17 protein-coding genes are annotated in these 19,646 nt (G+C 57.7%); 11 read left to right on the top strand and 6 right to left on the bottom strand.

The window, feature by feature from the left end; genetic code table 11:
- Positions 1-19: 19 nt before the first annotated feature.
- From paaD to CIK74_RS14895, 3 genes are read left to right on the top strand one after another with little or no spacing between them, the layout of a single operon-like run.
- Positions 20-505: a 1,2-phenylacetyl-CoA epoxidase subunit PaaD gene (gene paaD, locus CIK74_RS14905; RefSeq protein ID WP_096256983.1), complete on the top strand. Its 486-nt coding sequence runs from the start codon at positions 20-22 to the stop codon at positions 503-505.
- Positions 502-1,662, top strand: a complete 1,161-nt coding sequence (paaE, locus tag CIK74_RS14900; protein ID WP_096256982.1) for a 1,2-phenylacetyl-CoA epoxidase subunit PaaE — start codon at positions 502-504, stop codon at positions 1,660-1,662. The genes paaD and paaE overlap by 4 nt, the downstream gene beginning before the upstream one ends.
- 10 nt (positions 1,663-1,672) lie before the next feature.
- Positions 1,673-2,458: an enoyl-CoA hydratase/isomerase family protein gene (locus CIK74_RS14895; RefSeq protein WP_096256981.1), complete on the top strand. Its 786-nt coding sequence runs from the start codon at positions 1,673-1,675 to the stop codon at positions 2,456-2,458.
- 61 nt (positions 2,459-2,519) lie between these two features.
- Here the strand turns inward: CIK74_RS14895 and CIK74_RS14890 are convergent, their stop codons facing one another.
- Positions 2,520-2,972, bottom strand: a complete 453-nt coding sequence (locus CIK74_RS14890) for an Lrp/AsnC family transcriptional regulator (RefSeq protein ID WP_096256980.1) — start codon at positions 2,970-2,972, stop codon at positions 2,520-2,522.
- A 224-nt stretch (positions 2,973-3,196) separates the two neighbouring features.
- Between CIK74_RS14890 and pdhA the strand changes: the two genes are divergently transcribed.
- From pdhA to CIK74_RS14870, 4 genes are all read left to right on the top strand, one after another.
- Complete coding sequence (pdhA, locus tag CIK74_RS14885; RefSeq protein ID WP_096256979.1) at positions 3,197-4,360, top strand: pyruvate dehydrogenase (acetyl-transferring) E1 component subunit alpha; 1,164 nt, start codon at positions 3,197-3,199, stop codon at positions 4,358-4,360.
- A 2-nt stretch (positions 4,361-4,362) separates the two neighbouring features.
- The gene (locus CIK74_RS14880; protein WP_096256978.1) at positions 4,363-5,445 is read left to right on the top strand and encodes an alpha-ketoacid dehydrogenase subunit beta; all 1,083 of its coding nucleotides are present in this window, start codon (positions 4,363-4,365) and stop codon (positions 5,443-5,445) included.
- Position 5,446: 1 nt separating this feature from the next.
- Positions 5,447-6,847 (top strand): dihydrolipoamide acetyltransferase family protein, encoded by a 1,401-nt coding sequence (locus CIK74_RS14875; protein ID WP_096256977.1) that lies wholly within the window; start codon positions 5,447-5,449, stop codon positions 6,845-6,847.
- A 194-nt stretch (positions 6,848-7,041) separates the two neighbouring features.
- A complete protein-coding gene (locus CIK74_RS14870; RefSeq protein ID WP_096256976.1) occupies positions 7,042-8,061 on the top strand; it encodes a hypothetical protein in 1,020 nt (339 codons plus the stop codon).
- Between the two features lie 120 nt (positions 8,062-8,181).
- On the opposite strand, the gene CIK74_RS14865 is transcribed toward CIK74_RS14870, so the two are convergent.
- The gene (locus CIK74_RS14865; protein WP_096256975.1) at positions 8,182-9,045 is read right to left on the bottom strand and encodes a phosphatase PAP2 family protein; all 864 of its coding nucleotides are present in this window, start codon (positions 9,043-9,045) and stop codon (positions 8,182-8,184) included.
- Positions 9,046-9,125: 80 nt separating this feature from the next.
- On the opposite strand from CIK74_RS14865, the gene CIK74_RS14860 reads away from it, so the two are divergent.
- The 3 genes from CIK74_RS14860 to menD all read left to right on the top strand — a co-directional run bounded on the left by CIK74_RS14860 (position 9,126) and on the right by menD (position 14,189).
- Positions 9,126-10,133, top strand: coding sequence for an o-succinylbenzoate synthase (locus CIK74_RS14860; protein WP_096256974.1), 1,008 nt, complete (start codon positions 9,126-9,128; stop codon positions 10,131-10,133).
- 111 nt (positions 10,134-10,244) lie between these two features.
- Complete coding sequence (locus tag CIK74_RS14855) at positions 10,245-12,359, top strand: PhoX family phosphatase (protein WP_096256973.1); 2,115 nt, start codon at positions 10,245-10,247, stop codon at positions 12,357-12,359.
- Between the two features lie 132 nt (positions 12,360-12,491).
- Positions 12,492-14,189, top strand: coding sequence for a 2-succinyl-5-enolpyruvyl-6-hydroxy-3-cyclohexene-1-carboxylic-acid synthase (gene menD, locus CIK74_RS14850; protein ID WP_240520557.1), 1,698 nt, complete (start codon positions 12,492-12,494; stop codon positions 14,187-14,189).
- 63 nt (positions 14,190-14,252) lie between these two features.
- Here menD and CIK74_RS14845 read toward each other — a convergent pair whose 3' ends face one another.
- The 4 genes from CIK74_RS14845 to CIK74_RS14830 form a co-directional block, all read right to left on the bottom strand.
- The gene (locus CIK74_RS14845; RefSeq protein WP_096256972.1) at positions 14,253-15,035 is read right to left on the bottom strand and encodes an amino acid ABC transporter ATP-binding protein; all 783 of its coding nucleotides are present in this window, start codon (positions 15,033-15,035) and stop codon (positions 14,253-14,255) included.
- 13 nt (positions 15,036-15,048) lie between these two features.
- Positions 15,049-15,840 carry an amino acid ABC transporter permease gene (locus CIK74_RS14840; protein WP_096256971.1) on the bottom strand — a complete coding sequence of 264 codons (792 nt, stop codon included), beginning with the start codon at positions 15,838-15,840 and terminating at the stop codon, positions 15,049-15,051.
- Positions 15,841-15,937: 97 nt separating this feature from the next.
- Complete coding sequence (locus CIK74_RS14835) at positions 15,938-16,732, bottom strand: ABC transporter substrate-binding protein (RefSeq protein WP_096256970.1); 795 nt, start codon at positions 16,730-16,732, stop codon at positions 15,938-15,940.
- A gap of 156 nt (positions 16,733-16,888) precedes the next feature.
- A complete protein-coding gene (locus tag CIK74_RS14830) occupies positions 16,889-18,226 on the bottom strand; it encodes an isochorismate synthase (RefSeq protein ID WP_096256969.1) in 1,338 nt (445 codons plus the stop codon).
- A 286-nt stretch (positions 18,227-18,512) separates the two neighbouring features.
- Between CIK74_RS14830 and CIK74_RS14825 the strand changes: the two genes are divergently transcribed.
- Positions 18,513-19,610, top strand: a complete 1,098-nt coding sequence (locus CIK74_RS14825) for a polyprenyl synthetase family protein (RefSeq protein WP_096256968.1) — start codon at positions 18,513-18,515, stop codon at positions 19,608-19,610.
- The last annotated feature ends 36 nt before the right edge of the window (positions 19,611-19,646 follow it).

Genomic DNA, 19,646 nt, shown 5'->3' with positions numbered 1-19,646 from the left:
AACAGTCTTGAACAACGTCATGACTAACGCCGAGGAACTCTTTAGCATCGCCGCTAAAGTGACCGACCCAGAAATCCCAGTGCTTTCCATTGCGGACCTGGGCATTCTGCGCGAGGTGAACGCCAACGAAGACGGCAGCGTCCAGGTCATCATCACCCCGACCTACTCGGGCTGCCCAGCCATGGACGTGATCACCCAAGACCTCTACCTCGCTTTCGGCGAGGCAGGAATCGAGAAGGTAGACGTCAAGCTGGTACTGACCCCAGCATGGTCTACCGACTGGATGACCGAGGACGGTAAGCGCAAACTCGAAGAATACGGGATTGCGCCGCCCACCGGCACCGGTCACAGCGGACGGGTAACTCTGGGCATCAGCGTTAAATGCCCACGGTGTCACTCGCTAAATACCCGAGAGCTTGCGCGTTTCGCCTCGACCTCCTGCAAGGCGTTGTACACCTGCAAAGACTGTTTAGAACCCTTCGACTACTTCAAGGTGCTTTCATGAGCGAACAAACTATTCCCACCCGTCGTCGGGCCACCTTCCACCGTCTGACGGTTGCCGAAGTGCGCCGGCTGACCAAGGACTCGATCGAAGTAAGCTTCGCGATTCCCGAAGAGCTTTCTGCCGACTTCGATTACGTCGCCGGCCAGTACGTGGCGTTGCGTAAGGAACTGCCAAACGCAGAAGGTGAACTCGTCGAGGTTCGCCGTTCTTACTCAATCTGTGCTGCTCCCACCGGTAAGCAGATAAAGGTAGCCATCAAGAAAGATCTTGGTGGACAGTTCTCTACCTGGGCCAATGAGGAACTCGTGGCCGGGGACCAGATTGATGTGATGAGCCCAACCGGCGCATTCATTTCCAAGCACAAGCTCACCGGAATGAATGATCCTTCCTCGGTGGATACCGTGAACCAGGATCGGTTCGTTGCGGTGGCCGCAGGCAGTGGCATCACCCCGGTCCTGGCTATTGCACGCACCATCTTGGAAGCCAACGAGAACACCCGTTTTGATTTGATCTACGCCAATAAGGCCGCCATGGACGTGATGTTCCTGGAGGAACTGGCAGATCTCAAGGATCGCTACCCCGCACGCCTGGCACTGCACCATGTGCTGAGCCGCGAACAGCGTATTTCCCCGTTGCTTTCCGGACGTATCGACGCAGAGAAGCTTTCGGCCTTGCTCAACAACGTGCTGCAGGCGCCGAAGGTTGACGAATGGTTCCTCTGTGGGCCGTTCGAACTGGTGCAGATGGTCCGTGATGAACTCAAGGTCCTTGAGGTCCCGGCCGACAAGGTGCGCTTTGAGCTATTTAGCACCGGTGAGCCGAACCGTCCGCAGGGACAGGTGGGCCGTCCGGTATTGGTGGATGAAAACGAGACGAGCTTTGAAATCACTTTCACCCTTGACGGGTTGCAAGGTGAGGTGAAGTCGCCTGTGCGTGCAAACGAAACGGTGCTAAATGCCGCCCTTCGAGTCCGCCAAGATGTTCCGTTCGCTTGTGCTGGCGGCGTGTGTGGCACCTGCCGCGCAAAGGTCACCTCAGGCTCGGTGACCATGTCGGAGAACTATGCACTGGAACCAGAAGAAGTTGAAGCCGGCTACGTGCTGACCTGCCAGTCGCACCCAACCAGCGACAAGCTCAGCGTCAACTTTGATTCCTAGGGGATAACAGATGATTGAACTTAGCATCAGCGAAGGCATCGCCACCGTGATGCTTAACGCTCCAAAGAAGATGAACTCTTTGGATCCAGCCGGCTTGCAAGAACTCTCTAAGGCCTATGACAAGGCAGCTCAAGGGGTCTCCGAGGGCACCGTACGAGCCCTGGTGCTACGCGGCGAGGGCCGCGGGTTCTGCGCAGGACGCGACATCTCTGGGGTGAACCCGGCTGATGACGACGTCATGGGCTACCTTGACGGGCTAGTCCAGCCATTGCTGGAGAAGATGTCCAGTTTCCCGGCACCCACCTTTGCCATCGTGCAGGGTGCTTGTCTTGGCGTGGGGCTCGGTCTAGCCGTGGCCACCGACGTGGTGTACGTGGCAGAGAACGCGAAGATTGGTTCTCCGTTTGCAAACCTCGGCGCGACCCTCGACTCCGGCGGTCACTGGTTGTTCACCGAGCGTCTCGGGGCACACCGCACCCTGGACATGATCTACACCGCACAGCTGATCTCCGGTGCCGAAGCGGTACGTTCGGGGCTCTTCTCCCGAGCATTCCCTGCAGAGGAACTAGTGGAGCGTAGCGAAGAAATTATCGCCAAGGTGGCGCAGGGCGCTACCCAAGCGTTCATCGCCTCGAAGAAGCTGGTGGCGCAGATCCGTGACGAGCGCGCAGGCCTCTGGGCCTCGATGCGCACGGAAAACAAAGCACAAGCAGCATTGTGCGACACGAGCGACTATGCCGAAGGATTTAAATCCTTCCAAGAAAAGCGGCCACCGGTCTTTACCGGCGGAAACTAAAAGTACAAACAAAGCAGGCGAGACGGAAGCTACTGTCTCGCCTGCTTTGTCATACCCGCGCTTAGCGGGTATCTGAGTCTTCGAAGATCAATAAGGTCTGGGTATCAAGCACCGTTGGCAAAGATTGCAATTGTTCAAAAACAACGCGTCGTAAATCCAAATTGTCTTTGGCGCGAACCAGGAGAATCACGTCAAAGTTTCCGCCGACCAGTCCAATATGCTGCACCTCGGGAATCGCGGCGAGGTGGTCACGCAGTTCCCGCCAGGAGTGCTGACGCAGTTTCAGCGTCACGTAGGCACTGGCCTTCAACCCTGCTTTGACCGGATCGATTACGGCGGTATACCGGGTAATAACCCCAGCATCTTGCAGCTTTGCGATGCGTGAATACGCGTGTGCTCGAGAAACGTGGACGCGCTGGGCTACCGTGGTCACCGATTGCCGGCCGTCATTGGTCAGCTCTGCCAGGATTGCCCGGTCAACGTCGTCCAGCTTTAGTTCCGCATCCGCGGCCATTTGTTCTCCTTGCAGGGGGTAGGACGAGAATTCGCCAAACCCATTTTGAGCGTACTAATCGTCTACAAGTATACGTATCCTATGCTCAACTTTCTACGATTTTGGAGCGGACTGGATACAAAATGATCCGACTGCGCATAATTGATGACAATTGATGTTCGGGTGAGTTGAGTCACAAGACGTCGTTTCTTAGTACTCAACCAGATAACGAAAGGCGTGATGGCATGAGCACCGAAGCTCACGAAGATCGCATCTCATCGGTCAGCAAAAAGTTCGGGATTACCCCCGAAGATTACATGCTGCCAGCACGGCATATGATCAATCTGCTCAATGTTGATGGAACCCTCCGCGAGGAAAGCGACCAGGGGACCGAACCAGGGCACGAATACCCCTTGCCGAGCCCGGCCGAGCTGATGGATGCCTACTCCGCGCTCGCCGTGGGACGCCGTGTTAATGACCAGAACTCCGCTCTGGTCCGCCAGGGTCGCATGGCCGTTTACCCTTCCAGCCATGGACAAGAAGCCTGCCAGGTGGCAGCCGCCCTGTGCCTGGAGGAGAGCGACTGGCTCTTCCCGACCTACCGCGACACCGTGGCCGTACTCACCAAGGGTGTGGCTCCGATGGAGGTTATGACTAGCTTCCGCGGTGAATGGCACTGTGGTTATGATCCAAAGGCTTATAACTGCGCCCCGATGTCCACCCCGCTGACCACTCAGCTGTTGCACGGCGTCGGTGTGGCCCATGCGGCCAAGCTGCGCGGTGAAAACACCGTAGTTGTTGCCATGTGTGGCGACGGTGCTACCAGTGAGGGCGACTTCCACGAGGCGCTGAACTTCGCCGCGGTCTTCAAACTCCCGGTGATTTTTTTCGTACAGAACAATAAGTACGCCATCTCGGTGCCACTCTCGCAGCAGAGTGCCGCACCATCGCTGGCACATAAGGCCGTCGGTTACGGTATGGCTGGCGAACGTGTTGACGGTAACGACCTGATGGCCTTGATGGCAGTGATGCGCCGTGCGGTGCGCCTAGCCCGTGAAGGCAATGGCCCGCTACTGATCGAAGCGCACACCTACCGCATGCAGGCACACACCAACGCCGATGACGACAAGCGCTACCGTGAGGACTCCGAGGTCCAGGAGTGGATCGCGAAGGACCCGGTCACTCGCATGCACGCCTACCTCGACGATGCCGGGCTACTGACCGAAGAAGCCCAAGCAAAAATCACCGAGCGCGCCGAAGCTATCGCCAAGAAGCTACGCGACGGCATGAACCAGGACGCAAATACCCCGCCAAGTGAACTCTTTGAGCACGTATTTGCGTCCAAGACCACTCAGCTGGCCGAGCAGCAGGCGCTGCTGGCCGACGAACTAGCCCGTGAGGAGGCCTAGCCATGACCGCCACGACATCACACGTCAACCCAAATGTCAGCGATGCAACCGCACGCGCAGCTGCTAAGGCAGCAACCCAAAATCAGCCGGTCACCTTCGGCAAGGCACTAAACACCGCCCTGGCAGATGCCTTGGTCGCTAACGACTCGACGGTCATCTTCGGTGAAGATGTGGGAACCCTCGGTGGCGTTTTCCGCATCACCGACGGGCTGACCGCACGCTTTGGTTCCGAACGCTGCTTTGATACCCCGCTGGCCGAATCGGGCATCGTGGGCATGGCCATCGGCATGGCAATGAACGGCATGCGTCCGGTCATTGAAATGCAGTTTGACGCTTTCGCTTACCCGGCCTTTGAACAAATCGCCTCGCACGTAGCTAAGATGCACAACCGCACCCGCGGCAAGGTGGATCTGCCGATGGTGATCCGCATCCCATACGCTGGCGGCGTGGGCGGCGTGGAGCACCACTGCGATTCCTCCGAGGCCTATTACGCGCACACCCCGGGACTCAAGGTATTCACCCCGGCCACCGTCAAGGACGCCTACCTGATGCTGCGCGAAGCAATTGATTCGCCAGATCCAGTGATCTTCTTCGAACCAAAGAAGCTCTACTGGTCCAAGGAACAGGTAGATCTGCAGGTACTGGCCAGCGACTACGAGGCCAAGCGGGCCGCAACCACCGAGGGGGCCGCGCGCATTGCTCGTGCCGGCTCAGACGCCACATTGATCACCTACGGTCCCAGCGTCTCTACCGCCATGGAAGCGGCAAAACTTGCCGCCGAAGAAGGCATCAGCTTGGAAGTCATTGATATCCGCACCATCGTGCCCTTTGACGATGAGACCGTCTGCGCCTCGGTGCGTAAGACCGGGCGCGCCATCGTGGTGGCCGAAGCCCAAGGGTTTGTCTCGGTGGCTAGTGAAATTGTGGCCCGCGTGCAGGAGAGGTGCTTCCATTCGCTGGCGGCGCCGGTGCTGCGCGTGACCGGCTTTGACATTCCTTATCCGGCACCAACCTTGGAAAAGTACAACTTGCCAAGCGCCGAACGCATCCTCGATGCGGTAGATCAACTTCAGTGGGAGGCGTAAATTGAGCGTCAAGACCTTTCTGTTACCCGACCTAGGTGAAGGACTCACCGAGGCGGAGCTGGTGCGTTGGATGGTCGCCGCGGGGGACACCGTCGCGGTTGACCAGCCTATCGCTGAGGTAGAAACAGCTAAATCGTTGGTGGAGATCCCTTCGCCCTTTGAAGGTGTGGTCGCTACCTTGTACGGTGAAGCCGGGCAGATGATGCTCGTTGATAAGCCGTTCTTCTCGGTGAACACCGGCGGGGAGGATGAAGCGCCGGCGCAGCAGCCAGCCGAAGGCGCGCAAACCTACCTCGAAGAAGAACTTGCCGGCACGCAGGTTCCCGAGGAAGAAGACGAAGGCAGCGGTAACGTGCTGATCGGTTACGGAACCGGTGGAGCCAAGACCAACACCAGCCGGCGTCGTCGCCCACGCGCCGGAATTACCACCGCGTCCGCCTCCAGCGAGACCACCACGGTTGCCACCAAGGTCATCAATCCTTTGGTGCGCAAACTGGCGAAGGAAAACTCGGTGGATATCACTCAGGTCACTGGCACCGGACCGGACGGTTTGGTGCTGCGCGGTGACGTGGAAGCATTGATCGGCCAGGGCTCGGAGGCTGCAGCACCATCGGTTCAGGCGACCGCCGCACCGGTAGCGCCTACCCAAGCTCCGGCTGTGGCAACGCAGACTACTGGTGAGGATTCACGCACCGCACTTCCAGTGGCAAGCTCGCAGGTACTGACCGGGGTGCGCCGCACCATCGCAAACGCGATGGCTACCTCGCGCCGCGAAATCCCAGAAGCTACCGTCTGGGTGGACGTTGATGTCACCAAACTGCTCAAGCTACGGAGCAAGTTGAAGGAAGCTCAGGGCAGTGCGCCAAGTATGCTCGCACTGATCTCACGCTTCGCCATCGCAGGGCTGGCACGTTTCCCAGAAATGAACAGCCGCATCGACACCGAAGCCGACGGCGGACTGCGCCATACCCTCTTCGAGGGGGTCAACTTGGGCTTCGCAGCGCAAACCGAGCGCGGACTGGTTGTTCCCAACGTGCGTGAGGCGCATAAGCTCAACGCCGTGGAACTCTCGGCCGAGTTTGCCCGTCTGGCAACCTTGGCTCGCGAAGGTAAGGCCGGGGTCCGCGACCTCTCGGGCAGCACCTTCACTATCAACAACTACGGGGTGTTCAACGTTGACGGTTCGGCAGCGATCATCAACTACCCAGAAGCAGCGATCCTCGGCATTGGTAGGGTCGTAGAAAAGCCGTGGGTAGTCAACGGCAAGATCAAGGTTCGCTCCATCTGTGAGCTGACCCTGAGCTTCGACCACCGTGTTTGTGACGGCGGAACCGCCGCAGGCTTCCTGCGTTACGTCGCGGACGCGATGACCGATCCAAAGGCCGCCTTAGCAGCCCTGTAATCGGAAGTAAGTAAAAGGGCATCGCCCGGCCAACAGGCCGGGCGATACCCTTTTACCCTGTATTCGTTGTATTTTTTGCAAGTCAACGCGGGTTTACTAGACTGTACTAAATACTTCGGCCGGAGGTTCTAGGTCGCAGCGACTACTGCGTACTGCCCAGGCGCGCACCGACGAGCGAGGACTAGACTATTTCCATGCCACACTACGAGGTCAAGCACCGCTCGTTACTTACCCTCTTGTTGGTTCTGCCGAGCCTCATAGTGCTGGGCACCCGGCTACTTCTAGGAACCAGTCTGCCGGCGATTACCGCGACTCACTGGTCGGGCAGCGCATACCCTGATGGATTCACCGACACGCGTGTTTTTGTCACTGTGTGCATCTCACTTGCCATTGGCGGTGCAGTTCTCGGATTTATTTCTTTCTCGCTGTCACACAAGCCAGTGCTCCATAGCCTCTTGCTCTTTGTTGGCGGACTCGCGGCATGGACTAGCGCCGGACTGTTCGTCAGCTGCGCGGTTCCTTCTGCCCTGGCCGGAGACCCGACGCAGGCACTGCTAAGCGGCGGTTTCACAGTACTGAGCATTGTGGCCTCATTGGTTGGTTTGCTTCCCGTCTGGATCGCCGGGGTGTATCAGCAGCATGCCAAGGAATCTCAGGCCAAGCGGCGTCAGCGTGTGGCTCAGGCTCAGGGCCGAGATACTTCGGTACCTGTAGCAAACACAGCAACGACATCTTCCGCGCAGGGCTTCAACCAGACTGCCAGTGCCTCGTGGTGGTTTTGGCTTTTGGGCCTGTTCCCGCTGGCCATGGGCATCGTGATGTTGACCGTGTTGAAGGGTGATGATGAGTCAGAAACTCTCATCATGCTGATTTCGGGACCGCTTTTTGTCTTGATACTCACTCCACTGATTCTGGGTCTGTGCAAGATCCGCGTACGAATCACCGAAGATCAAGTACGTGTTTCGTCGGCAATCTTTGCTTTCCCACTACGAACCATTTCTGTAAATCAGATCAAGGAAGTCCGCAGTGAAGAAATCTTGCCGATGGAATGGAGCGGCTGGGGGTGGCGCTTCTTCCCGGGCGGCTCGGCGGTAGTGCTACGCCGGAGTGAAGGGCTGTCTTTTGATCTGGAAGATGGCAAGCGATTCGCGGTCACCATCCCAGATTCGCAGCGCGCGGCGGCGATTTTGCACTCCAAAATGAACCGAGTATAACTTTGCTGCCCGTAGCCTTGCGTGGCTAACCGCAGGGCTCAATGCCGGCGGATTGCCCTGCCGTAGCGGCAAGATGCGGCATCCGTTGTCTAAGACCTCAAGGCAGGCAGACTCTAAGGACTACACCTGAGGCTTCCGCATGGGCCCGGTAACCACCGAACGCAAACACAGGCTGGCAATGAGCGAAGCCACTGTCACATGAACCAAGCCGAGCACCGCATAGGTGATCAACAAAATATCCGGGATACGCTGGATATGTGGATGCGGCAGCCACATCGAAGCTGCCAAGACCAACACCCAGAGAACCAGACACGTGGCACCAGTCTTCCTAGACCAGCCGGACTCCCGAACCACTGGACCCAACGGCTGGATACGTTGCAAGATCGCACTGACCAAGACCAGCCAGAAGGCGGCAATCATAAAGCCGCCGGCGATGTCACTGGGACGGTGCCAACCACAAACGAGCGTTGCCAATCCGGTCACGGTGGCAAAGATCCAGGCAATAGGTTGCACCACTGGGCGCAGTTTTGGCGGCGAAATCAGGTACATCAGTCCCATGGACGCCGCAGCCACGGTGGTGTGTCCGGAAGGGAAAGAGTTGCCCACGGTACCGAAGTTAAAATCGGGGCGTTCTAACAATAAGTGTTTAAGCAGCTGAGTGCTGAGCAACGCGGCAGCTACCGCGGCCACGGCGAGTGCGGCACGTAAGAAACTACGGTCGCGAATCACTCGATAGATCAAGAAAATGCCGGACATTCCAGCACAAATCCAGGGTAAAAGATCCAAGAATTCACGCATTGGATCCAGTATTTTTGTTCGTGGCCACCATTGCGTCCAGCCAACAAAAGCCGCTTGGTCAGCCCATTGTCCAGAACGAAGCTGGACAAAGAACAGGTACTCGACGACAAAAAGCCCGGCGAGCAATGGCAAAGCCCACCACCAGCTCAGGTGGCGTGGGGAGCTTAGAATTGACCGCGGACTCATGACTCTAGAATGTCACATTTTGGTGTAGGTGCCCTATGAACCGGGTCTGTAAGCCTAGACACTATAGCTAGGCTTAGGGTATGAACTTTGCTTTGCCACCGGTGGAAGAACTGATAGCCAACGCGCATGTAGTGCGCTTACCCATGAGGGTGAAGTTTCGTGGTGTCACCGAACGCGAAGCGCTACTCATTCACGGTCCTGCCGGGTGGGGTGAATTCTCGGCCTTTCTTGAATACGGGCCAGCCGAAGCCTCACGCTGGCTCGCCGCTGGCATTGAAGCCGCCTACACGGACTTTCCCACGCCGCTGCGCACCAGTATCCCGGTGAACGCCACACTGCCTGCGGTGCGAGCGAACCAGATCGCCGGTGTCCTAGCGAATTACGATGCACCGCACACCATCAAAATTAAGGTCGCCGAAAAGGGACAACATCTTGACGACGATATCGCTCGGGTGGCAGAGACCCGGCGACTGTTCCCAGACGCTGCGCTACGCGTGGACGCAAACACCGGCTGGGGAATCGACGAGGCGGTAAGCGCATTGCTGAAGCTTTCTGAATTCGACCTGCAGTATGCCGAGCAGCCTGTGCCTGGCATTGTTGGCTTGGCGCGGGTCCGTGAGCGGCTGCGCTCCCACGGGGTTGAGCTAAAAATTGCGGCAGATGAAGCGGTACGCAAACATTCTGATCCATTAGAAGTAGCCCGGCTGGGGGCAGCTGATCTGATGGTGATCAAAGCACAGCCACTGGGTGGGATCCAAGCGGTTCTCGACATCGCCGCGCAGTCCGGATTAGATGTTGTCGTTTCCAGCGCCTTAGATACCTCGGTAGGTTTAGCGCAGGCAGCCGCCCTCGCCTCGGCGGTGCCGCAGCTACCGTACGCATGTGGGCTTGCCACCGGATCGTTATTTGCCGAAGATGTCACCGCAACACCGCTGCTGGCCACCGCCGGACAGCTTCCGGTACGCCGGGTAGCTCCAGACGAAGACAAGTTGCGTACCTTGAGCGTTACTACCGAACGCAGGACCTGGTGGGAGCAGCGGGTCAGAGAGTGCTACGAACAATTGATGGCCCCAGAAAGTCACAATTAAGGTGTTTACCTCAAGTTAACCTGCACGTCGACGTTGGCTCATTTCCCAATGACAAGCTCAATTCGTTCGTTCCCCTGAACGTGAGCTAAAGAATGAGGAAGTGCCGCAGTTATGAATCCCATCCGTACCTTGTTGCCAATGCTGGGCCACACCCGCGGCGGACGCTCCGCAGCTACCTGCCACTTCAAATGTGGTGATGCTTGCGTCAAACCAGAGTGCAATACCTCGGGTAATAGCTACTTCAAGGATGTCGCAGATCAGGCACTATCTCGTCGAAACGTGCTGGGACTCGGTGCGGTTGGCGCCTCGGCACTGGTCATCGGCCCACAGTTGTTCGGTGCTCCGAACGCTGTAGCAGCACCATTGGTAGACACCGGCCGCGGCAGGGGTGGTCACCTGAAGTTTGACGCTATCGACCCGGTTTCACGTTCCGTGGACAATATGAGCGTCCCAGAAGGTTATGACTGGCACGCAATTATTCGGTGGGGAGATCCACTATTTGCTAACAGCCCGGAATTTGATTCGAAGAAGCAGTCGGCGAAGTCGCAGGCAATGCAGTTTGGTTACAACTGTGATTACCTGGACATCATTGCCGACAAGTACTCCGGACGCACCGGGGTGTTGGTAGCTAACCACGAGTATTCAAATGAAGACATGATGTTTGATGCAGCGTGGTTTGTCGCAAACACCGATGAAGCTCGCCGTATCGCCATGAACTCCCACGGCTTGAGCGTGGTTGAGATCAAACGCAAAAAGCATGATCAGCGGTGGACCTATGTAGTGGGCGGCGAACGTAACCGCCGTATCACGGCAAGCACCCCGTTTGCCGTTGATGGGCCGGCCGCAGGAAGCGACCTGCTCAAGACGGTTGCAGACCCTACGGGCAAGCTTGTCTTGGGTACCTTGAATAACTGCGCCGGCGGTACCACCCCCTGGGGAACAGTACTTTCCGGTGAAGAAAACTTTGATCAGTACTTCCAAGGCCGTGGAACCGCTGAAGAAGCACGCTACGGCATCGGTACCGGGGCAACAGACCGAGGCTGGGAACTAACCGACCCACGCTTTGGTTTGAACCATGCAGGCTACGAGAATGAAGCGAACCGTTTCGGCTGGATTGTCGAAATTGACCCGCAGAATCCGGATTCTACCCCGGTTAAGCACACGAGCCTGGGCCGATTTAAGCACGAAGGCGCGACCGTACGCATTGCCAAAAACGGCAAGGCAGTGGCGTACTCGGGTGATGACTCGCGATTCGAATACATCTACAAGTTCATTTCGAAGGATACCTACCGGAAGAACGATCGCCGGCACAATATGACCCTGCTCAACGAGGGTGACCTATATGTTGCCAAGTTCGCCGGAAACTCGCCGGCATCCGAATTTGACGGAAGTGGCCAGGTTCCTTCTGACGGTGCATTTGATGGCACCGGACAGTGGCTACCACTGGTACGCAACGGAAAATCCATGGTCGAAGGAATGAGTGTTGACGAAGTCTTGGTCTACACCCGATTGGCCGCAGATAAAGCTGGCGCCACCAAGATGGACCGTCCAGAGGATGTTGAACCAAGCCCGGTCTCGGGCAAGGTCTACGTCGCACTGACCAACAACACCGACCGTGGCAAGGACGGCAAGGAAGGCGCCACAGAGCAGAACCCACGTATCGCCAACCGCGATGGTCACGTACTGGAAATGACCGAGGCCGGTAATGACGCAACAAGCACCCGATTCACCTGGAATATCTTGCTTGTTGCCGGAGACCCACGAGTAAATGACTCCACCTACTTCTCCGGTTACCCCACCGACAAGGTGTCTCCAATCTCGTGCCCAGATAACCTGGCCTTTGATTCGGCAGGTAACCTGTGGATCTCCACCGATGGTGCTCCCGGAGTCATTGGCCTGTCTGACGCTTTGCACAAGGTCAGCCTGCACGGCAAAGACCGCGGACGTGTTGAGCAGTTCCTCGCCGTTCCAACCGGCGCAGAAACCTGCGGTCCAGTGGTACACGATAAAGACAACTCGGTCTTTGTCTCGGTCCAGCACCCGGGTGAAGGCGGAAGCTTTGCCCAGCCAGCATCACTCTTCCCAGACTTCATCAAGTCGCCACAGTCTGCGGGTAAAGGCCAGTTCTACGGCCCACGCCCATCCGTGGTCCAGGTCTTCAAACAGGGCAAGGGCAACAACGGAAACAACGGCAATGGCAAGGGCAACGGCAAGAACAAAGACTAGATAACGCCCTTCTAGACCCCGGTGCAGGAACTCAAGAACATCTTGAGATCCCGCACCGGGGTTTTTGTCTGTCACCTTCGGCATAGACTTGAACCGATACTTTCAAGGGATACTTCAGGGGTGAAGCACGGCGTGAGCGCACGGCACGAGGACGGACAACCAGCAATCGATACGGCCCGCCAAGTATTGGCAGGGCTCATCGTTGCAGGGGTGCGCGAGATTGTACTTTCACCAGGTTCACGCAGCGCACCACTGGCTTACGCCGCGGCCGAGGCTGAAGCCACCGGAGTGCTACGCATTCATGTACGTATCGATGAACGCTCCGCCGGTTTCCTCGCCTTAGGGCTCAGCCAAGGTTCACAGACCCCGGTGGCGCTTATCGCGACGTCGGGCACCGCCATAGGTGAGTTGTTACCTGCCATCATGGAAGCGAACCACACCGCAACACCGCTGCTGGTGCTCTCTGCAGATCGTCCCGACGAATTGTTAGGAACCGGGGCGAGCCAAAGCACCGACCAGAAACAACTTTTTGGTACTCATGTGCGTACAGTGCTCAACGTTCCCGCCGGGGCAGACCCGAGCCAAGCACTGACCGATGCACTCTCTGCCCTTGCCGGGTCGGCAACACGCCCAGGTGGTCCGGTACAGCTCAACTTACAGTTCCGTGACCCGCTGACCCCAGGGCCGACAGATACCGTGGCAAACCAGCGCTGGACCGAACTAGACGCTGCGTTGTGGCAACAGTCTGCGCAGCCGGTCAACTGGTCCGTACCTGAGGGGCTCGAAGAGCGACGTACCGTGGTGATAGCCGGGCATGGAGCAGGCTCCGAAGCTCAGGCCTTTGCACAACAGCTCGGACTTCCACTTTTTGCCGAACCATCTTCCAACGCGCGCTTCTCTGCCCACGCCATCGGGCATTACCGCCCCTTGCTCGCAGTGGGGGCAGCACAAATCGAGCGGGTAGTACTATTTGGACGCCCCACACTAAGCCGGCCGGTCGGCAGACTGCTGGCTGACCCGGCAGTGACTACCGCTATCTGGCAACCAACTCCGGTGTCCTGGTATGAGCCTGGCCGTCGCCGCGAAAGAATAATTAGCACTCCCACAGAGTTGCTCAGCTTTGCCGGCAAAGCACCAGACCATTGGCTTCGCAACTGGCAGGAACTTGACGCCCAAGCGCTCGCCGTCTGCGAAGAACTGTATGGCAGTGAGCAACTCACCGGGCCAAGCGTTGCTCAGACTGTGTGGAGCACCGTGAACGGGCCGCTGTTGTTGGGCTCATCTAATATCATCAGGGATTTTGACCTTTGTGCTGCCCCTGCTGCGGCCGCTTCAGGGCAGGTCTTTGCTAACAGGGGGCTGGCCGGTATCGATGGAACCATTTCTACGGGCTTAGGACTGGCGCTGGCCACCGGGAAACCAACGGTGAGCATCATGGGTGACATTACCTTCCTGCATGATGCCAGTGCGATGCTCTGGACTCCGGGGGAGCCGGCTCCAGATCTGGACGTGGTGGTCTATAACGATGGTGGGGGAGCCATCTTCTCCACCTTGGAACATGGGCAGGTCGCGGAGTCCGGGCGTTATGGGCAAGCGGTTGAACGGCTCTTCGCCACCCCGCAGAACGTTCAATTGCAGCCGCTGGCAATCGCCTACGGTTGGGACTATCAACAAGCAAGTACCCAAGCGGAATTGCGCCAAGTGCTACGTGCCCCCAAGCCGGGGAAACTGCGACTAATCGAAATCACCGCGGACCGCAGCACGCTGCGTAAAATGAACCTAGAACTGATCAGTCGCATCGCGGAGCTGCGCTGGCCGGCGGGAGCATAAAAACTGGGGCGTGGAATCGGTAAACACCGATTTCACGCCCCAGTTTTTGATAGTTTCTAGAGCTTAGATATCCACGTGCGTTGGATCAAGGACGCGTCGCAAGAAGTCCTGCGTACGCGGCTGCTGCGGGTTGCCAATAACTTCCACAGCTTTGCCTTCTTCCACCACTACGCCACCGTCCATGAAGACCACACGGTCTGCAACTTCCTTGGCGAAGCTCATCTCGTGGGTGACCACAAGCATGGTCATGCCGGATTTTGCGAGGTTCTTCATAATTGAAAGTACCTCACCGACGGTTTCTGGATCCAAGGCGCTGGTGGGCTCATCAAAGAGCATCAGTGTTGGTTCCATCGACAGCGCGCGGGCAATAGCAACACGTTGCTGCTGACCGCCGGAGAGCTGATCTGGATAGCGGCCTCCAAAGTCACCCAGGCCTACCCGCTCCAGATTTTCCCGAGCCGTCTTTTCGGCGTCCTTCTTGCTGCGCTTGAGCACCTTGAGTTGTGCCACCGTGCAGTTTTCCAGCACGGTCAGGTGTGGGAAGAGGTTGAACTGCTGGAACACCATGCCCACATTTTGGCGCATCTTATCCAGTTTCACCTCCGGATCGGTGGTTTCGAAGCCGGCTACGTGGATGGTTCCACCATTAGGCTGTTCGAGCAGGTTGACGCAACGAAGCAACGTTGACTTGCCCGAACCTGAGGGGCCAATCAAACAGACCACTTGGCCTGGTTTGACGGTCAGATCGATGCCCTTGAGGACCTCATTTGAGCCGTAGGACTTGCGCAGTCCGGCAATGTCTACGCCGGAGGCTTTGACCCGAAGCTCATTGTTTGGAGTCGTCATTCTCTATTCCTAACTATCGCTGGGTCCGCGCGCTGCGTGACTCAAGTTTACGGGCAACCAGGCTCAACGGAATGGTGATAACCAGGTAGAACAGGCCTGCGACAACCAGCGGGGTGATACCGGCGTCAAGCGATGAAATGCCGTCGCGACCAAACTTGGTCATCTCGTACTGGGCGAATGATGCACCGAGAATGAACGCCAAGGAGGTGTCCTTGGTCAGCAGGATAATTTCGTTGGTCATCGGTGGCAGCACAATCTTGAAGGCTTGCGGGATCACGATGGTGACCATGGCCCGCCATGCTGGCATACCCAGGGACCGAGCAGCTTCAGTCTGCCCCTTAGGCACTGCCTGCAAACCTGCACGCAGGGTTTCTGCGATATATGCCGACGAGACCAGACCCAACGCGAACATCACGTTGACCGGCTGTGGCCAGTTAGTTCCGAATGCCTGAGGCAGACCAAAACCGAAGGCCAACAGCACCAGAATGGCCGGAATACCGCGGAAGAATTCAATAAATGCCGTGGCAAACCAACGGTAGGGTGCGAAAGACGCCATCTTCATCAATGCCAAAATCAAACCCAGAACGAGGCCGAAAGCAAAGGAGATTATGGTGTAGAAAATGGTGTTCTTTAGACCGATGAGGATCATGTCTGGGAACATCGGTCCCAATTTGTCGAAGGAGAAGAAGGCGTACGCCGTCTTATCCCAGTCCACGGCTGCGATGACGGCAACGATGGCGATGACAAAAATGCCTATTTGGATGGTCTTGCTCATGCGGGCGCGCTGACTCGTGGTCATTGCCATGCTGAATTACCTCTCATAAAGGGAGCGGGGATAGGCCCAACACCGTTGGTTTGCGGCCTATGCCCCGCTCGCTTTGAAAACTGTTAGTGGCGGAGGATTATTTCTCGCCGAACCACTTCACAGTTAGTTCTTCCATGGTGCCTGCATCGGTCAGACGCTTCAGGGTGCCGTTGACGAGGTCCAGGGTCTCGGACTTGTCCTTTGGAACCGCGACGCCTAGCTGCTCGCCGGTCTTGAAGTCGGCGACAACCTTGTAGCCTGGCTTGTCCTTGATGGTGTAGCCGAGCACCGACTGGTTACCCAGTAGTGCGTCAACCTGACCTGCAAGAAGCGCCTGGGTCTGGAGGCCCGCATCCTCGTAACCGATGGTGTCCTTCAGGCCCTGTTCCTTGGCGTATTTCTCGCCGGTGGTTGCCTGCTGAACGCCGACCTTCTTGCCCTTGGCGGACTCGATGTCGGTAACTCCGGACCCGTCGGCGGCGATCAAGACCAGATCATCGTCCATGTAAGGGGTAGAGAAGTCCATCTTTGCCTTGCGAGCATCGGTGATGGAGACCGAGGAGATTGCCACGTCGCACTGGACGCTGAACAAGCCGGATTCGATCGAGTCGAAGCTAGCATCGATGACATTAAGTTCCAGCTTGGCATCCGTGGCGATTTCTGCGGCGATGTCCATGTCGAAGCCGACGTTCTTGCCGTCCTTGACGAATTCGAAGGGCTCGTAAGGAATATCGGAGCAGACGGTGAACTTTCCGGCTTTGACCGGGAAGCCGGAGCTTGCCTCGTCGGAGGAGCTGTCGCTTCCGCCCGAGGAGCCGCATGCGGTCAGTGCTAGTAGTGCCACCGAGGAGACGGCGAGCGTTGAGACGAAGTTCTTCTTGATTCGACGCATAGGATCAGAACCTACTTTCGGTAATGCGAGTGGATCAGTGCGTAGGCACAATCATAACCACGGACACACTAGACCGAGATTTCCATCACACAAGTCGGCTCAAGCGTAAGTATTACTTATGCTCAGAATCTGTGAAAAAACACCATGCACAAGACTCTATTCGGCCTGTAAGGCTTGACGCATCGGGCGCATTTTTGCCCAAGATTCGGCAAGTTCTGCTTCTGGCACCGAACCGGGGACGATGCCGCAACCGGCGTAGAGCCGCATCATGTTCTCGGTTTCAAGCATGCCGCCGCGCAAAGCGATGCCGAATTCTCCGTCACCACGGCTATCTACCCAACCCACCGGACCCGCGTAAGGCCCGCGGTCTAGACCCTCAAGTTCACGAAGAAGCACCCCGGCCCGCTTAGTAGGGGTACCGCACACCGCTGCCGTTGGATGGAAAATCTCCGCGACGTCCAATGCGGAGGGCAGCTGCCCCTCGGCATCCGCGCGCAATTCGGCGCGCACGTCGCTGGCAAGATGCCAGACATTGGGTAGCTGCAAAATGAAAGGTTCTTCCGGGGACTGCATGCCGTGCGAGATCGGGTTCAGGGATTCGGTGAGCGAATCGATGGCCAGCTGATGCTCGTGGCGCTGCTTGGGATCTTCGAAGAGCTGCGCGTGGGCATACCCGGTAGCGTCTGCCCCGGCGGTGGCACGATCCAAGGTTCCAGCCAAGACACGCGCCTCGGCAAGTCCGTTGGTGACACGTACCAGCATTTCAGGGGTCGCACCTACCAAGCCATCTACGGCGTAGGTCCAGCAATTGCCGTACTGCTCGGTCAGCGTGCGCAACACGGAGGCCAGATCAATCGGGGAGCTGCTGCGGGCCACAATATCGCGCGCCAAGACCAGTTTGGAGATACCACGATCTTCAAACTGTCCCAGCGCCTTGGTGACGGCTTCCAAATAGGAACCTGCGGTGAGCTGTCCGGTGGTTAGTTCAATTTCACCCGGAGCGCTGGCCTCAATGGCGGCCTGCGCCAGCTTGACCTCTGCCAGCGCCAACGCGTCGGCAAACTGCATCCCGGCAAGCTTCTCCGCCGTGCCGGTCACGGTAATCCATGCATGCTCGCCATCTTTGCCGAGCACCACTTCGGGGATCACCAAACGTGAGGCGAAAGAGCTAGTGAAAGAAAAAGCGAAGGAACCGAAGGCCACCAGTCCACTGCCCGGTCGGGTGATCGGGTCCGTGATTTGTGCCAGCTTGATCAGCTGCGCGAACCACGCCCGTGCCTGAGCGAAGCGCTCTTCACCTTGAGTATGGATTTGGGCGGCCACGCCGAATCCAACGAGGCCATTTCCATTTCGAGTCCACACCATCGCGTGGTGTCTTAAGGAGTCGGAAATAAGTGACTGCGCGGCATCCTGGAATTTGAAGGTGACACTGGTCAAGACCGGTGCCGGGGATTGGTGCGCGCTGGGGGTGAGTGCGGTCGAATCGGCAGACATGATAGGGCTAAGCCTACCGCGGCGCACCCGCGTTGGTCAGCGCTAGGTGTTGCTGCTCACCCATGTGAGATGTAGCGGGTCGGTGTCGCACACTATGGATCAACCGGTAAACTCAGGGACAAATACAGTTCTGGTGCTCCGCCGGTCATCAACGGCGGTTGCGGAGTGCCCGAAGACGCTCAGTGGTAAGCATCGGCTAGAGTGAAGTTTGCGTGCATTTGGCATGCAAGGAGTCTTCGTTCTTTGCGATGACCAACCCGATGAAAGATAAGTAAGCCGTAAAACAGTGACTGATTCCAAGAGCAACTGGACCGCAGCCGGCCACGAGGTGTCCGACTCGATTGAGCTGAATCCTGAAACCGCGGTACTTGCTGCGGCCATAAGTCTTCCGTCGGGCTTCGCGCTGATTGCCGAAGACCCGGAGTTTGGCCCTGCCATCTCCGTGGGTATGGCCAAAGTTGAGAAGCTACTGCGAGACGCGATAGCCAACTCCGACCCGCTAATTGATGCCACCAGCCGCCACCTCGTCGAGGCCGGCGGAAAGCGTGTGCGCCCACTGTTGGTGCTGCTCACAGCACTTTTGGGCGACGGCATCAACGACGACGTGATCAAAGCCGCCGCAGTGGTCGAATTGACCCATCTGGCGACCCTTTACCACGATGACGTGATGGACTCCGCGCCGATGCGTCGCGGGGCACCCACCGCCCACGAGGTGTGGGGCAACTCCGTGGCGATCCTCGCCGGCGACTTGATCTTCGCCCGCGCTTCGGTCTTCGGATCCGAGCTTGGCCCAGAGGCCGTGCGCTGGCAGTCACGAACCTTCGAGCGGTTGTGCCTAGGCCAGCTGCACGAATCGATTGGGCCACGCGAGAACGACGATGCGATCACCCACCATATTCAGGTGATCAGCGATAAGACTGCCTCATTGCTGGCAACCTCCGGAGCCTTCGGCGCCAAGTTTGGTGGCAGCCCACAGTTTGTTGAGGTGCTGCGCGAGTATGGCGAAAAGGTCGGTGTGGCTTTCCAAGTTGCCGATGACGTCATCGATATCGCTTCCGAAGAATCAGATTCGGGCAAAACCCCCGGAACCGATCTTCGTGAAGGCGTCCCGACCCTCCCGATCCTGCTGTTACGTCAGGCAGCCGAGCACGGTGACACCCAGGCGCAAGCCGCGGTGAAGCTGGTCGATGCGGATCTAAGCACCGATGAAGCATTGGCACAGGCGGTCACCGCCGTAGCCGCGCACCCGGCAACTCAGGAAGCCTGGAACGTGGCCCGCCGGTGGGCAGATGATGCAATTCAGATTCTTGCGCCGCTACCCGAAGGAACTATCAAGCAAGCGCTGATTTCCTTCGCTGATGCGGTTGTCACCCGCGAGGCCTAAGTTTTAAACACCAACGCTGCCTGTTCTTCTTCCGAA

The sequence above is a fragment of the Glutamicibacter sp. BW77 genome (assembly GCF_002332285.1).
Classification (GTDB): Bacteria; Actinomycetota; Actinomycetes; order Actinomycetales; family Micrococcaceae; genus Glutamicibacter; species Glutamicibacter bergerei.
This window is presented reverse-complemented; position numbering and strand designations above follow the sequence as displayed.